The organism is Ruegeria sp. AD6, from assembly GCF_056542325.1.
On sequence record NZ_JBQFZQ010000001.1, the window covers coordinates 1329760 to 1344182 of the forward strand.

At 55.3% G+C, this 14423-nt stretch carries 12 protein-coding genes and 1 riboswitch; of the genes, 2 read left to right on the forward strand and 10 right to left on the reverse strand.

The window, feature by feature from the left end:
* Positions 1 to 2: 2 nt before the first annotated feature.
* The 10 genes from ACR0KJ_RS06555 to ACR0KJ_RS06600 form a co-directional block, all read right to left on the reverse strand.
* Positions 3 to 3140, reverse strand: a complete 3138-nt coding sequence (locus ACR0KJ_RS06555) for a type I restriction endonuclease subunit R (RefSeq protein WP_480626219.1) — start codon at positions 3138 to 3140, stop codon at positions 3 to 5.
* Between the two features lie 137 nt (positions 3141 to 3277).
* Complete coding sequence (locus ACR0KJ_RS06560) at positions 3278 to 3751, reverse strand: hypothetical protein (RefSeq protein WP_480626220.1); 474 nt, start codon at positions 3749 to 3751, stop codon at positions 3278 to 3280.
* The gene (locus ACR0KJ_RS06565; protein WP_480626221.1) at positions 3748 to 4464 is read right to left on the reverse strand and encodes a DUF3800 domain-containing protein; all 717 of its coding nucleotides are present in this window, start codon (positions 4462 to 4464) and stop codon (positions 3748 to 3750) included. The genes ACR0KJ_RS06560 and ACR0KJ_RS06565 overlap by 4 nt, the downstream gene beginning before the upstream one ends.
* 61 nt (positions 4465 to 4525) lie before the next feature.
* On the reverse strand, positions 4526 to 6502 hold the full coding sequence (locus ACR0KJ_RS06570; protein ID WP_480626222.1) for a restriction endonuclease subunit S: 1977 nt from the start codon (positions 6500 to 6502) through the stop codon (positions 4526 to 4528).
* A complete protein-coding gene (locus ACR0KJ_RS06575) occupies positions 6495 to 8054 on the reverse strand; it encodes a class I SAM-dependent DNA methyltransferase (RefSeq protein ID WP_480626223.1) in 1560 nt (519 codons plus the stop codon). The genes ACR0KJ_RS06570 and ACR0KJ_RS06575 overlap by 8 nt, the downstream gene beginning before the upstream one ends.
* Positions 8055 to 8182: 128 nt before the next feature.
* Positions 8183 to 8470, reverse strand: a complete 288-nt coding sequence (locus ACR0KJ_RS06580; RefSeq protein WP_480626224.1) for a hypothetical protein — start codon at positions 8468 to 8470, stop codon at positions 8183 to 8185.
* Positions 8471 to 8487: 17 nt separating this feature from the next.
* Entirely contained in the window at positions 8488 to 10038 is a 1551-nt protein-coding gene (locus tag ACR0KJ_RS06585) for a relaxase/mobilization nuclease domain-containing protein (protein WP_480626225.1), read from the reverse strand.
* Entirely contained in the window at positions 10032 to 10460 is a 429-nt protein-coding gene (locus tag ACR0KJ_RS06590; RefSeq protein WP_480626226.1) for a plasmid mobilization protein, read from the reverse strand. The genes ACR0KJ_RS06585 and ACR0KJ_RS06590 overlap by 7 nt, the downstream gene beginning before the upstream one ends.
* A gap of 44 nt (positions 10461 to 10504) precedes the next feature.
* Positions 10505 to 11353, reverse strand: a complete 849-nt coding sequence (locus ACR0KJ_RS06595) for a hypothetical protein (RefSeq protein WP_480626227.1) — start codon at positions 11351 to 11353, stop codon at positions 10505 to 10507.
* Positions 11354 to 11581: 228 nt separating this feature from the next.
* On the reverse strand, positions 11582 to 12574 hold the full coding sequence (locus tag ACR0KJ_RS06600) for an NAD(P)-dependent oxidoreductase (protein WP_480626228.1): 993 nt from the start codon (positions 12572 to 12574) through the stop codon (positions 11582 to 11584).
* A gap of 103 nt (positions 12575 to 12677) precedes the next feature.
* Positions 12678 to 12896: riboswitch (cobalamin riboswitch) on the forward strand.
* A 93-nt stretch (positions 12897 to 12989) separates the two neighbouring features.
* Here ACR0KJ_RS06600 and ACR0KJ_RS06605 point away from each other — a divergent pair.
* Both ACR0KJ_RS06605 and cobW read left to right on the forward strand, forming a co-directional pair.
* The gene (locus tag ACR0KJ_RS06605) at positions 12990 to 13370 is read left to right on the forward strand and encodes a DUF1636 family protein (protein ID WP_480626229.1); all 381 of its coding nucleotides are present in this window, start codon (positions 12990 to 12992) and stop codon (positions 13368 to 13370) included.
* The gene (cobW, locus tag ACR0KJ_RS06610; protein WP_170735229.1) at positions 13367 to 14422 is read left to right on the forward strand and encodes a cobalamin biosynthesis protein CobW; all 1056 of its coding nucleotides are present in this window, start codon (positions 13367 to 13369) and stop codon (positions 14420 to 14422) included. Before ACR0KJ_RS06605 ends, cobW begins: the two co-directional genes overlap by 4 nt.
* The last annotated feature ends 1 nt before the right edge of the window (position 14423 follow it).

Genomic DNA, 14423 nt, shown 5'->3' on the forward strand with positions numbered 1-14423 from the left:
GATCACGACCAGCGCAACAGCGTCTCCGCTTGGCTTAAAACCGTGTTGATTGCCGCCGGAGCAAGATCAGGTGGATAGCCAAATTTTTTGAGGATCCGGCGCACAAGGACGCGAATCTTGGCACGGGCACTTTCTTTCAGATACCAATCTACCGTGACGTTCTTTTGCAATTGCTCTACCAATTCATGAGCGATCACACGCAACTCATCGTTTCCCATCGCTTCAACCGCACTGTCGTTCAGCGCCAGAGCGTCGTAAAATGCCAGTTCCTCTGGCGTCATGCCCAGATCATCCCCACGTAGCGCAGAGGCGTTAAGCTCTTTGGCCATATCGATCAATTCCTGGATCATTTCCAGACTGGTGATCGCGTTGGCATGATAGCGTGCAAGGGCGGCTTCTAAGCGTTTAGAAAATGCTTTTGCTTCAACCACGTTTTGTCTTTGACGTGCTTTGATTTCACCGGCCAGCAGTTTACGCAATGCGTCAAGCGCTAGGTTTTTCTGCTTCATCCCCTGAATTTCCGTAAGGAATTCATCAGACAGAACGGAAATCTCCGGGCTTTTCACGCCAGCGGCGGCCAGCACATCGATAATGCTCGCATCAGCAATGGCTTTAGACATAAGCTGCGCCACCGCGAACTCTTTCTCTTGGGCATTCAGACCTGATTTTGGCGCAGTTTTGGTCAACCCGGCTTTGACAGCTTGGAAAAAGCCAACCTCTTCTTTGACCTCTTGGGCATAGTCACTGGCCGAAGCCAAGGCAAATGCCTTGGAGAGCTGCGTTGTAAGCTCTTGAAAGCGGTTTAGCTCCCAACGGCGAGTCTTTTCATCCTTGACCCTATCCGCAGCTATTTTCTGCTTGTCCAGCACCCATTCCATAGCATCCGCAAGCGCAACTAAGCGTTGTTGCGGAGTGCCAGAAATTCCCACAGAATAGTCATGCCCCGCAAAAAGCTCACGCGATTGCTCAACAAATTCCTGAAGTGCAGCAACTGCTTCTTCTTCGCTGATGCCCGTTTGGTCACGATCTGTTGCGGTGTAGCTTTGCAGAGCGTTTTTTAGATTCTGTCCAATGCCGATATAATCGACCACCAAACCACCGGGCTTATCCTTAAACACCCGGTTCACGCGAGCGATGGCCTGCATCAACCCGTGACCTCGCATGGGCTTGTCAATGTACATTGTATGCATCGAGGGAGCATCAAATCCCGTAAGCCACATATCCCGCACAAGGACCAGCTTCAGTGGATCTTTGGTGTCTCGCGCACGTTTGGCCAAGAGATCACGGCGGGCTTTGTTACCGATATGTCGCTGCCAATCCACCGGATCAGAGGCCGAGCCAGTCATGACAATCTTGATCACGCCTTCATTGTCGCTTTCTGAATGCCAGTCTGGGCGCAATGCAATGATAGCATCATAAAGATCAACGCAGATCTTCCGGCTCATACACACAACCATGCCTTTGCCATCCAGTGCCTCAATGCGACCTTCGAGATGGGACACGATATCGGCAGCAACTTTTTGCAACCGCAAAGGCGCACCCACAAGCCGCTCGACGCTGCTCCAACTGGCTTTGGCCTTTTCCTGCTCCGACAGGCTCTCATCATCGAACAACGCATCGACAGCCGCATCAATCTCGGGCAGCTTATCTTGCTCCAGCTCGACACGTGCCAACCTGCTCTCATAGTAGATCGGCACCGTCGCCTTGTCCTCAACCGCTCGGCTGATGTCATAGATATCGACATATTCGCCAAACACCGCTGGGGTGCTCACATCCGCCGCCTCAATCGGCGTGCCGGTAAACCCAGCAAATGACGCATTGGGCAGAGCTTGGCGCACATAATGGGCATAGCCATAACGCCGCTCACCCGTGACACGGTTGAGCTTTGCATCAAACCCATATTGGCTGCGGTGGGCTTCATCGGCTAGCACAATGACATTGCGCCGGTCCGACAACATCGGGAAATGCTCTTCCCCTGTTTGGGGCGAGAATTTTTGCAAGGTCGAAAAGATCACGCCGCCGGATTGGCGATCCAGTTTTTCGCGCAAGTCCGCGCGGTCTTCGATCTGTTCGGGAGTCTGGCGGATCAGATCCTTGCACATAGCAAAGGTCCCGAACAGTTGATCATCCAGATCATTTCGGTCGGTCAAGACAACTACCGTGGGGTTGCCCAAATCCGCAGACCGCGCCAAAAGCCCCGCAAAAAACGCCATCAAGAAGCTTTTGCCAGAGCCCTGCGTGTGCCAGATCACCCCTACCTTACGGTCGCCATCCTCGCTAACCGCATCAATCGCGCTGGCCAGGGCTTTGCGTGCGCCGTGGAACTGGTGATACCCCGCTACAATCTTGAAAGGCCCATCCCCCTTGTCGCCAAACACCGTGAAATCGCGGATCAGCTGCAACAGGTATTCCGGCCGAAACACACCACGCAGCAGGGTTTCCATCTCTTTCGGGCCTTCCGGCGTGAAATCATCCTGTGCGCCCGTTACCGTGCGCCATGGCATGAAACGGTCTTCGCCTGCACTCAGAGACCCGATCCGCGCCAGTAGCCCGTCTGAGGTGATTAGCACCGCATTGGTGCGAAACAGCGAGGGGATCTGCTGTTTATAGGTTTGCAATTGATTGAACGCGTCATGGATCGTGGCGTTTTCACTGGCGGCATTCTTAAGCTCAATTACAGCCAAAGGCAGACCGTTGATAAACGCCACAACATCCGGGCGGCGATTATGCCCGCCTTCAACCACGGTGAACTGATTGGTCACGGTCAGATCATTGTTGGATGGGTTGGCAAAATCGATCAGCCAGACTTTGTCGCCCTTGATCGTTCCGTCCGCGCGGCGATATTCAACGTCGATACCGTCGACAAGCAAACGGTGAATGCGCCGATTCTCTTCAATCAGAGATGGTGTTTCTGAAATCTGCACTTGCCGGATCGCCGAATCCAGTGCCTCTTGCGGAATATCTGGATTCAACCGTTTTGCGGCATCTGACAATAAATCGCGCAATAGAACCTCGCCAAAAGATCCGCGCGCCCTTTCGATGCCATCCGGTGCAATCAACTGAGGATCTGCAAAGCGCCAACCGAGGTCTTGAAGGATGTTAAGAGCTGCAAGCTCAACAAGATCTTCCGTAAAACTCATTTCAAATCCCTACTACCGCGCACGCTGGCCGAACTTGACATTTGCCGCGACATAACACATTTTGAGGACAGCTCATCTGCCATGCGTAGAAGGAGTATTCGAGGCCGCTCCGGGAAACCGGCGCGGCTTCAGCCGTTTCATGGGTTCTTGTTCGCACTATCCCGTTCCTTCCTGAGCTTACGAATACGATGTTCTCGCTCAGTACAATACGCTGTTTTTAATAGGAAATTTTCGGATCGAGCGGATAGAATAACCAAATACTCCTCTCGAATCCACAACAAGGTGTTCGTTTCACTCCCGCGGCGGTTCTCCCAAACATCAATCTCAGTACAACTGTCCGCATTTTCGATAATCCACCGAATCCACGTTAGGCGTTCACATCGCCGTAAATCCGGCAAACGGTCATCTTCGACGCGCCCTTCAGAAATCAGGTGCCAAAACCCTGCCCATTTGCGCTCATGCTCTGGATTGCGACGCGCAGTGACCCTTGATCCTCGAAATCGCAGATCATAGCGCAGGATGTCTCCCTGAAAAACGGCATAGAGGCCGTTCTCGTAGCGAGGCCAGTCTCCATCAAAATCATTGAATGAAACTAAATCAGGTAGAGTCATACGGCCCCGCCGTTGGGAACCCATCGCAATAGGTTGAACTTCTCTGCACCAAACGATGATGTCCGTGTCAGGATGTTATCTCCCAACCTAATCTTCAAATCGTCAATCAACCGCAGTTTGGCCTCGCTGCCTTCAAGCCCCCTATTCTGATAAGCAACCGCACCGATCAACAGATCAGCCAGTTGCAATATCGGGCTTTCGTGTGAGCGAATTTGCTGTACACGGCGAATTGTCTGGTGGTCGAAGTCATAGATCTTATTGCAGAGAACATCGTGCATATGCTGGACTTTATCGCTGCCGCGCGTGTCCTTGATGTCCAGATAAACATTATAGGAATGCGGCGCTGAAAACACATATTGCAACATGAGATAGTACATCTTGTAGTACCAATCATCATGAGTTTGGTCGAATTGAGCGTGATTCAGGATGGACTTGTCAGGAACGAGAACACCCCGAAATCGTAGGGATGTATCATTCAGGAAAAAGGCCAGCAGCTCACGGTAAAATGGCAGCGCACCATTCGAAACCTTGGTCCATTTGATCTCAAACCCCGGCGCGATATTGTGCCTATCCTTGATACCGCGAATAGCGTTTGAAATGCGCCGGATTTCCGACGCGTCGCAATATACGCCACCCAGCACCATGACCCGCTCCCGATCATTCTCCAGATGGCAGCTTTCGTCGCAATAGATATTGATCAAGCGGGCCGTCAAGCCAGGCTCCTTTCCGCTGTTTGCTTCATAGTGAGAGAAGCATGTTCATGCGCCTGCATACCTAGAATATCTCCCCCAGCTTTTTGATCGCTTTCCTGATTTCATTGTCCGAGAAATTCGACTTAGAGAGCTTGGCTTTCCATTCAGGGGTGGCAGCGACATTGTTTTTGATACTTTCAACTGTGATTTCAACGCCCTGACGGTTTAACACTTGCATCGCGTCATCCACAGTGGCCACGCATTCCATCCAGTCCCGTGATGCACCCTTGAAGTGTTTTTGCAGCCAGTCGATTGCGTCGCTCAAACCATATTGGGAGACTAGCGGTACAACTTCCGAGAATTTGCTCGCCGGACGGTTGCCTAGAATACGTTTGCTTTGTGCGTTGGTCGAAGTCGTCTGCCGTATCCAGCTCCGCTGTCGAGCCATTTCGCGAACGTCATCATTGAGCCGTTTACAATGAGGACCCGCAGCGCGTCGTTCAAAACTGCTGGTGGACCAGCCCATTCGTCGATGGATCAGGTAGTTTGCTTTCATAAGGCGCACATTCCCAACCAGTAGATCATCTGATTGCAGTGCGTCTACGTTGGCCGCTACCATGACAACTTCGCGCTCTGCCTCTTGCTCAGGTGTCAGGACTGGTGCGCCGAACATGTCTGTTGCGAAAATCACGTTGGATTGCTTCGTATCCAGTTCATCCTCGGCCTCCGCGTCTTTCAGACGGATTTCACCGGACATGAGCTTGGGCAGGAGGAGGTCACGCAACTGGGCGAGGGTTTGGTTTTCTTGCTGATTTGCGTAGAGCTTTTCGAAAAGAGGTTTAAACAAATTGACTGCGGCGCTCTCGACCTTTCTGGAACCCAAACAGACCCTCATCCCCTTTAGGTCCTGCTTGGTGACGTGGCCCAGTCCGGTCGTTTGCTTGTCACGCGCAATCTCAGCGAATTGAGGGCGCAGGTATTTGAGCAAGAAATACAGGAGCGACAGGTCAACTTCCCCGTTGGGCCTGACAGCGAAAATATGCTGGTTCAGCCAAGCCTCGCCGCCTGACCAAATGAATGTGTCGATAGAAGTGTCCGGATTTCCCGACCAAGAAAATAGCACCTCTCCGTTGCTGATCCGGAATTTCGCGCCAAGAGCGGTGTTGGTGTGTTTGGTGGTCTTTGTGATCCCTGCCTTCAGTTCCGCGATTTTGATTACCGGTAGGGCGTCTGGTTCGGTTGAGAAGTGCATGTTCTTGTATGCCGCGCCGTTTACCCAATCGGTGAGGTCGTGCAGCACGCGCTTCTCCCAACCCTCCGGCAAGCCATCGTCGCCTAGCTTTGCGGGGAAAAGGGGGGCGAGGGTAGCGGCTGTTTCGGGGGGGAAGGCGTGGCCCATGATGGCAGCGGGGTCAATGAAGCCTTCCATTTGGCGGTGGGTGGGGCCGAAATCGACGAACCAATCCCGAAACAGTGCCTGCGCCATCTCTTCCAACGTATCATTCATCCGCCGATTCAACTCGATTTTGTCATCGAGTGATGCAAGAAGCCGAGCTATGCCAGCTTGCACGTTCGGCTTAGGCAAAGGAGTAACAAAGCGCTTCAATGAAGTTAGCGGTTGCCCGATACCGGGTGTTCCAACCTGAGAGCCAAACCTGAGAATTTCGGCTCGGCCAGCCTTTGACTTGAAGTAGTAATATAGAAACTCAGGGACCGCCTTTGTTCTGTCGGCCCTGAATTTCATCATACTGGAAGAAAGAACTATACGTTCGACACCAGCCGGTATGAGTGCGACTTCCCCAATTGAGCCACGATGTGGAAAGACAAGATCGCCGGGATGCACAATACAGTTTGGTATTTCGTCCGCGAACTCTTCCGGCACGAACACCCAGTCGCCCTTTAGGGTTTTGTCAGCGCCGATATTGGTGCCGCGTATGACTGGAACGCCGGTTTTGGTGTAGACGTCGGCTTTCATTCTTGAACCGAATGGCCCAATCGCAATGGAGCCTTTCTCTGGTGCAGCAATTTTGCCAAGTTCTGTTGTAGCAAACTCAGTCATGTTGAACCGTCGACAGAAGCCTAGAAACCTTCAGCTCATGTTTCCGTGCAGCTTGGAACTGTTGAGTGAGAGTTTCTGTCAAAGACGCAAACTTCTCTTCAAACGGCACTCCATCGCCTTCATCCTTAGCAGCCCCGACATACCGCCCCGGCGTCAGCACGTGGTCGAACTTGCGGATGGTCTCCAGCCCTTCGGATTTGCAGAAGCCAGGTGTGTCGGCGTAGGCCTCCCAGCTCTTCTCCTCCAGCGTCTCGGGCTTGGCGCGCCAGCGGCGGTAGGTGCCTGCGATCTTGTCTATGTCCTCATCCGAGAACTCGCGCCGCACCCGGTCCACCATATGGCCCATGTTGCGGGCGTCGATGAACAGCACCTCTCCGCGCCGGTCTCGCAGTCCGTTGGCGGATTTATCGCGGCTCAAAATCCACAGGCAGACGGGAATTTGCGTGGAATAGAAAAGCTGCCCCGGCAGGGCGACCATGCAATCGACGCGGTCCTGCTCGATCAGTTTTTTCCTGATCTCACCCTCACCGCTGGTTTGTGAGGACATGGAGCCATTGGCCAGCACCACCCCCGCATGACCGCGCGGGGCAAGGTGGTGGATGATGTGCTGTATCCACGCAAAGTTGGCATTGCCTTTGGGTGGCGTTCCGTATTGCCAGCGCAGATCCTCGGCGAGACGATCCCCGCCCCAGTCCGAGATATTGAACGGTGGGTTTGCAAGGATGTAGTCGGCCTTGAGGTTAGGGTGACTGTCTTTGTGAAAACTGCCTGCACTGTCCCATTCGATTGCAGCATCAATCCCATGCACGGCAAGGTTCATTTTCGCCAACCGCCATGTGGTATGGTTAATCTCTTGGCCATAGACAGCGATATCATCCGGGCGGCCACCGTGTTCTTCGATAAATTTCTCGGATTGAATGAACATGCCGCCCGACCCACAACATGGATCGTATACGCGCCCCTGATAGGGTTCGAGCATTTCAACAAGGGTGCGAACCACAGAACGCGGCGTGAAAAACTCACCGCCCCGCTTGCCCTCTGCGCTGGCAAAGCCCGAGATGAAATATTCATAAACCCGGCCCAAGAGGTCGCGCGCGCGGTCAGCGCTGTCATGCAGTTTGATGTTAGAAAACAGATCAACCAATTCGCCGAGCATGGTTTTATCCAGCGTCGGGCGTGCGTAGGTTTTGGGCAAAACACCTTTCAGGGTTTCATTGGTCGGAACGGCCTCAATGGCCTCCATCGCGTCATCAATGATCTTGCCGATGTTCTCAGAGCGGGCATTTTGCTGGATATGTGACCATCGGGCCTTTTCCGGCACCCAAAAGACATTTTCAGCCAGATATTCTTCAGGGTCCTCTGGGTCGGCGTAATCGTCCTCGCTCAGCCGATCATGCATCGCCTGAAAGGCTTCCGAGATGTACTTTAGGAAGATCAGACCAAGGGCTACATGCTTGTACTCGGACGGCTCCAACGAACCACGCATCTTGTCTGCAGCTTTGAAAAGCTCTGCGGCGAAATCAGAATCGGATGCACAGGAATGATTTGACATAAAATTGGGGCCATTTCGTCTTTTTCGGCACCATAGGTTCCGCAACATCCAAAGTCGACAAGATATCAGTTTGCGCTCAGGAATTCAGCGTGAAAGCGCATTGAGCCGGACGACAACGAAACAGCAAGTTAACTTTCCAAAACAAGTATCTGCCCCACCTTGAGATTCTTGGCATTCAAATCCAGTTCTCGGATGATGTATTCACCGCCCCCACCGTAGACATGACGCCGATAACCGTTCCCCTCCGCGTCGATGAACAGGCAACGGATATCGCTGTAATCACCCCAGACACCGGCAATGGCCATCAACGGAACCCCCTCAGGCAGGCGTATCACCTTGTCAAACGTGCGGTAATCGATGCCATAATCGCGGGATTGGGCGTAGGACATGGTGAAATGGTCATGCGGGAAGTACATTGATTTTCCTTTTCAATTCAAAGGCTGTGGCTATGGCCGCGTTCACGTTCATTTAGTTCTCGTTCAGCAGTTGCTCGGCGCGTTTCGCTAATTTCAAGCTGATCTCTAAGCCCTCTTGAAGCGTCTCGTAGGTCTGTTCCTCTCTCAGCAAGTCGGCCAATGTGGTGACCGACAAGAGATGCGATTTCATCAGCAGCGCCACGCAATGCGCCAACCCATTCACTTTGCTCTCGATCCCGGTCGTCGAGCGTGCCTCCAAGGCGTGCAATTCCTGCGCTGAGGTTTCGCAGGCCGTCACTAATCGTTCGACGCAGGCGAGCAAATCGCGTTCCAAGGCTGTCATGGGCGTCGTCATTTATTGCCCCCTGATTTCGATGCAGATGATTGGCGTGCCCGCTATCGTGCAGGTTTTCAATTCGGTCTGCTCCGGGTCCAGCGTCAGCCAGATCTGCCCCGCCTGTTCGATCCGTGTCAGGCCAAGCTCTGTCATTTCCAAGCGCGTCAAAAAAACCATCCAAAGCCAGCTCACCGCCATGGTCGAAACGATCCACGCCATGATCAGCCCCGCGATCACCCAAGGCGATATCGTCAGCCAGCGCCGGATTATCTCGCTGCGCCTCTGTAATTCGCTCCTGCTGTCGCTCAGAAAATAGCGAATATCGGTCTCGATGGTATTCAGCGCGCTTGTCGCAATGCCGCTCAAATCGCTCCTGAAGCGCTCCAACTGAGAATTCATCAAGGCGGTGTGTTCCTGCCTGATCACATCCAGATCCGCGTTCAATTTCTCGCTCAGCCGGGTCGGCTTGCCAGTTTTCATTGAAAATCTCTCCTTTCAGCCGCCAGCGTTCGCCTGTCTCTGGGTCTTCGGCGGTAATGTAGTTTTTGCCGGCGCGGGGAATATCGAACCCTGCATCTGTCAGAGCATCGACCATGCTCGCGCGGTCGGTGATTGTGCCAACGCTGATCTGGTCGAGAACCCAGTCGTGGAGTTCCTCACGTCCCTGCGCGCGGCTCGGGGCCTCAGCTGTCACCTGTACCTCTTGGGCGTGCTCCAGATCCAACGGATCTGCCCAGCCATGGGTCTTGTTCATCAGATCGCGCAGACTGTCATAGGCATCCTGATAGCCCGGCGGCGCGATATTGAGGCTGTTGCCAGTGGTCAGCTCCAGCCGGGGGGTACAGAAATGCAGCTCGACCCGATCTTCGTGGGTATGGCGGACCCAGAGCATGTCATATTGCTCAGGGTCCATTCCTGCGAAAGCCAATTCTTCAAAGGCATCCATGACTTCGGTCTGCTGGGCCTCGGTGGGAGCATCGCCATGGGCGAAACTGACAACACCCGCGCGGTAGGTCCATTGGTTGCGGCTGGCGTCAATCAGCGCCTCGGTGCGATCAGGATTGCCGCGTAACACCTCCGGCAACGGGTTGCGCATGACTGTCTGCGGCTGGCCATCGGAATCACGGATCAAGTCACGGTTGGCATCATAGACCAGCACCTCATCCGCGATCAGATAGCCGACAGGGCCAGCTCCCGCGCCTTTGCCGTTGGGAAAGAACTTGATCAGCATTCCCGCACCTCATCAAGGATCTGGGCAAGCTGACGTTCGATCACCACGAGCTGACACGCAAGGGCCAGCGTATCGAGGTCGATCCGCCCAGCGAGCAAGGCGCGGTTCGTAGCACGAGCGATCTGGTTGAGGTTGCCACCGATGCGGCCGACCGCCAGCGTCAAGGCCGGATCAACGCGTGGCATGGTCTTTCGACGACGCGCCTCAGTCAGGCCAAGCGCCTCACGCAAGAGAGTTGCAGCAGGTACGCCAGCCGCCTCAGCCTTCGCGCGTAACCCAGCCTTTTCGGCGGTGCTGCACCGAAAGACAAATGTATCGGTCAGAGCTGCTTTGGCGTGGGGCTTGCCCCCGCCGGTGGGGTTCGAAGGGGAGGCTTGCCACCCCTCGCAAGGTCCCATGTCAGAAGCATCAGCGTATGACATGGGTCGCCTTGCTCTTTGCACTGAAAACGGTTCTGTTTTACCCATCAGCCAAGCCCTGCTGCCTGAATCTGCAACGGCGTCACCAGTTTAGCGGCCAAAAGCGCCGTGATCTGGCTGGGCGAAATGTGCCGACAAAGCGGACTGCGATCTGTGATCCAAACCGCCAGCCCTTTCAGCGCCTCGGCCTCTTTGGCTTTAGCGTCCTCTCGCTGGATCTGGGCTTCTTGAACATACCTCTGCCAACGAACAGAGTTGAACCAGTTATCCGAAAAACAAACCTTGGAACGGGTGAACCCCGCGCTTTCACTGGCATAGGCCTGAACCGCCTCAATCAGGTCGCCAGCAGCAACATCATTCGTCAGGATCTCCCGAATCGCCAGCAAGCAATCCGTTTTCCGGCGAATGCGATCTTCGGGATATGTCGCCAAGATTTTCTCAGCTTCATTATCCGTTTCCACCTCTCGCGAAGGATATGGATTTATATTTGGTTTATATCTGTTCTTACATGATTTGCCCTCAGGGGCAGACGGCTTGCCCTCTCGGGCAAATGTATCATTTTCCCATTTGGTCTTCTCGATCTGCCCATTTGGGCAAATGCAATCGCCCAACGCATACCAGCACGTTCGATCATAACGGTCATCGCTAAAATTTCCCTTCAGGATCAGCTTTGATGTAAGCAGCTTATCCAGCGCTGTGCGGATCTGCTTTTCGGTCAAGTAAGGAAACAGCTCGGCAAATGCAGAGATTGAGTTGTAGGTCCAATAGCGCCCATCCCGAAGATTGCGCCGGTTGGCTTGGTTCTTCTCGATCCAGAAGGTGATGTTCTGGAAAATCACAGCCGCGTTTAGCCCTACCAACGCGGCAATGTCAGGATCAAAACTATGGCGGCTCATCGAGCGCCCCAAACCGGCGTCAGAACCGCAGGAAAACCCCCTGTTTCACCGGTATCATGTTCACTGATAGTTCCAGCTTTGTCTTGATACTTTTTTCGATCTAAATTATTGTTTAATAACGATAAAGTATTGGATTGCAAATCCGTGTACACCGGTTCGATTCCGGTACTCGCCTCCACTTCCTTCAATACCTCCACCTCGCGACGCAAAGACGAAAGCGCGCCTCTCTTAGGAATCGCGCCCCGCCGGGATAACCTCATAACCCGGTTCTTCAGGTTCATCGTCCTGCATTTCAGGTGGAAAGCCGGGCGCGCGGATGTCGAGGCCGGTGGCGTCTTCCAGGCGTTTGATGATGTTGGGCGACAGTTCGCGTTCGCCGTAGCGTGCGATGCCGTCCTCGAAGATCTTGATCATGATCGGGTTGATCTCAAGTGGGACACCCGCGCGGTCGGCGACGTCCTGAAACAGGCCGATATCCTTTTTGACAAGGTCCATTGTGAAGGAAATATCCCGCGAACCGTTCAGGATGACCTGGCTTTCGGTCTCATGCACAAACGACGTACCGGACGAGATTTTGATCGCCTCATAGGTCGTGTTCAGGTCCATCCCGGCGGCTTTGGCGGTCACCAGCGCTTCGGCGCAGGTGATCAGGTTGGCGGTTGCCAGATAGTTGGTCAGAACTTTCAGAACCGAGGCCGAGCCCAGATCGCCCGTATGCAACACCCGACGGCCCATCGTTGTCAGGAAGGGCAGGATTCGCTCAAAGGTATCCCGGTCGCAACCCGCGAAGATCGAGATATTGCCGGTTGCCGCCCGGTGGCATCCGCCGGAAACCGGGCAATCAACCGCCGCCCCGCCCCGCTCGATGACCAAGGCACCCAGCCGCTTGGCCTCGGCCTCGTCGGTGGTGGACATCTCCATCCAGATTTTGCCGGGGCCGACCTCGGGCAACATCTCCTGCATGACAGCGTCCGAGGCGGCAGGCGATGGCAAGCAGGTGATCACCGCGTCGCAATCGCGCATCAGCTGGGCCGGGCTTTCGGCGGCCCTTGCGCCCTTTTCGACGAATTCTGCCACCAGGTCTGCATTGAGGTCATGGACCGTCAGGTCGATCCCGTTGCGCAGCAACGAGCCCGAGAGTTTTCCGCCCACATTTCCAAGTCCGATGAACCCAACTTTCATTATTCGCGTCTCCCTGCGTGATTTCCGGTATGCGACCATGTCGCGGGCACCGCGTCATGCCGCCCAGCGACGCTGGCAGGTCGCTTTTCATCCTAGCCACGCGATGGTGGTCGCATCGCGCTTGACAACCTGCCCGCACGTGCCGCATGTCCCTGTCGTTGGTGTCGGCGACAGCCGATGAAAAGGGAATGCGTCAACGGGTTATCCGCCAAACGCAGCCGCCCCCGCGACCGTGACCGGAGAGGGTGCCCAATGCCACTGGCTGCAAAGCCGGGAAGGCGGGACATCCGACAGAGGAGCCAGACGAACCGGGCCTCTGACATCCGCAAGCCGGGAGACCTGCCAGCACCCGAAGTTGAAACCGGGCGGGGTGTTCCGGTGTCGGGTCCATGTGCATCGCGTGGCCCGCATGAAACCCCGTCCCCCGCGAAGAGGATTTGGGGGGATGAGAGACATGACCGAGACTGCGCCGGTCGAGCTGCTGGTCTGCACCACCTGCCGCCGTGGGCTGCCCATCGAGGATGATGATCAGCGCCCTGGCACATTGCTGCACAAAGCGCTGGAACAGGCGGATCTGCCCGAGGGCGTCACGCTGAAAGCCGTAGAATGCCTGTCGAACTGCGATCAGGGCTGTTCCATCGTGCTGCGCGGCGGGCCGGATCGCTGGACCTTTGTCTATGAGAACCTCAATGAGACCGACCATGTCGAAACCATCGTCGACGGTGTCACCAAATACCTCGCGACCGAGGACGGTCTGGTCAAATGGCGCGAGCGCACCGAACATTTCCGCAAAAACTGTGCGGCCCGTATTCCCCCGATTGGAGCCCTGAAATGAGCAATCTCGAAAAACTCCCCGTCACTGTGATCACCGGCTTTCTGGGTTCGGGCAAAACGACGCTGGTCAAGCATCTGATGCAGAACCCGCAGGGCAAGCGTCTGGCCGTGGTGGTCAACGAATTTGGCGATGTGGGCGTCGATGGCGACATCCTGAAATCCTGCGCGATCCCGGATTGCCCGGCGGAAAACATCATGGAACTGGCCAATGGCTGCATATGCTGCACCGTGGCTGATGATTTCATCCCCACCATTGAGGCGCTGATGGCGCTGGAGCCGCGCCCCGATCACATCCTGATCGAAACCTCAGGCCTCGCCCTGCCGAAACCGCTGCTCAAGGCGTTCGACTGGCCCGATATCCGGTCGAAAATCACCGTGGATGGCGTGATCGCTCTGGCCGATGCCGAGGCTGTCGCCGCCGGTCGCTTCGCGCCGAATGTCGAAGCTGTGGATGCGCAGCGTCTGGCCGATGACTCGATCGACCACGAAACGCCCCTGTCCGAGGTGTTCGAGGATCAGATTTCCTGCGCCGACATCATCCTGCTGACCAAACCCGATCTGGCCGGTCCCGAAGGTGTGGCGAAAGCCAAAGAAATCATCGCGGCCGAAGCCCCGCGCCCTCTGCCCGTGGTTGAAGTGGCCGAAGGTGCCGTGGACGTGCGCGTCGTGCTGGGCCTTGAGGCCGCCGCCGAGGATGACATGGACGCTCGACCGTCGCATCACGACGGCCACCACGACCACGAGCATGACGATTTCGAAAGCATCATCGTCGAACTGCCGGAACAGACCGAACCCGCCGATCTGGTTGCCAAGATCGAACGTCTGGCGAATGAGCTGAACATCCTGCGCGTCAAAGGTTATGCCGCCGTTCAGGGCAAGCCCATGCGTCTGCTGGTGCAGGCCGTTGGCGCGCGCGTGCGTCACCAATATGACCGCCCATGGGAGCCCGGCGAGGACCGCCGCTCGCGCCTTGTGGTGATTGCCGAGCATGACGACATCAAAGAGGCCGCGATCCGCGATATCCTCGTGGGTGTGACCGAGGCCGCCGAGTAAG

Bases quoted from the DNA above. Each gene is read 5' to 3' on its own strand.
- ACR0KJ_RS06590 (WP_480626226.1), bottom strand. From the start codon at position 10,460: ATGTCATACGCTGATGCTTCTGACATGGGACCTTGCGAGGGGTGGCAA.
- ACR0KJ_RS06585 (WP_480626225.1), bottom strand. From the start codon at position 10,038: ATGCTGATCAAGTTCTTTCCCAACGGCAAAGGCGCGGGAGCTGGCCCT.
- ACR0KJ_RS06600 (WP_480626228.1), bottom strand. From the start codon at position 12,574: ATGGTCGCATACCGGAAATCACGCAGGGAGACGCGAATAATGAAAGTT.
- ACR0KJ_RS06605 (WP_480626229.1), top strand. From the start codon at position 12,990: ATGACCGAGACTGCGCCGGTCGAGCTGCTGGTCTGCACCACCTGCCGC.
- ACR0KJ_RS06560 (WP_480626220.1), bottom strand. From the start codon at position 3,751: ATGACTCTACCTGATTTAGTTTCATTCAATGATTTTGATGGAGACTGG.
- ACR0KJ_RS06575 (WP_480626223.1), bottom strand. From the start codon at position 8,054: ATGTCAAATCATTCCTGTGCATCCGATTCTGATTTCGCCGCAGAGCTT.
- ACR0KJ_RS06570 (WP_480626222.1), bottom strand. From the start codon at position 6,502: ATGACTGAGTTTGCTACAACAGAACTTGGCAAAATTGCTGCACCAGAG.
- ACR0KJ_RS06555 (WP_480626219.1), bottom strand. From the start codon at position 3,140: ATGAGTTTTACGGAAGATCTTGTTGAGCTTGCAGCTCTTAACATCCTT.
- ACR0KJ_RS06580 (WP_480626224.1), bottom strand. From the start codon at position 8,470: ATGTACTTCCCGCATGACCATTTCACCATGTCCTACGCCCAATCCCGC.
- cobW (WP_170735229.1), top strand. From the start codon at position 13,367: ATGAGCAATCTCGAAAAACTCCCCGTCACTGTGATCACCGGCTTTCTG.
- ACR0KJ_RS06595 (WP_480626227.1), bottom strand. From the start codon at position 11,353: ATGAGCCGCCATAGTTTTGATCCTGACATTGCCGCGTTGGTAGGGCTA.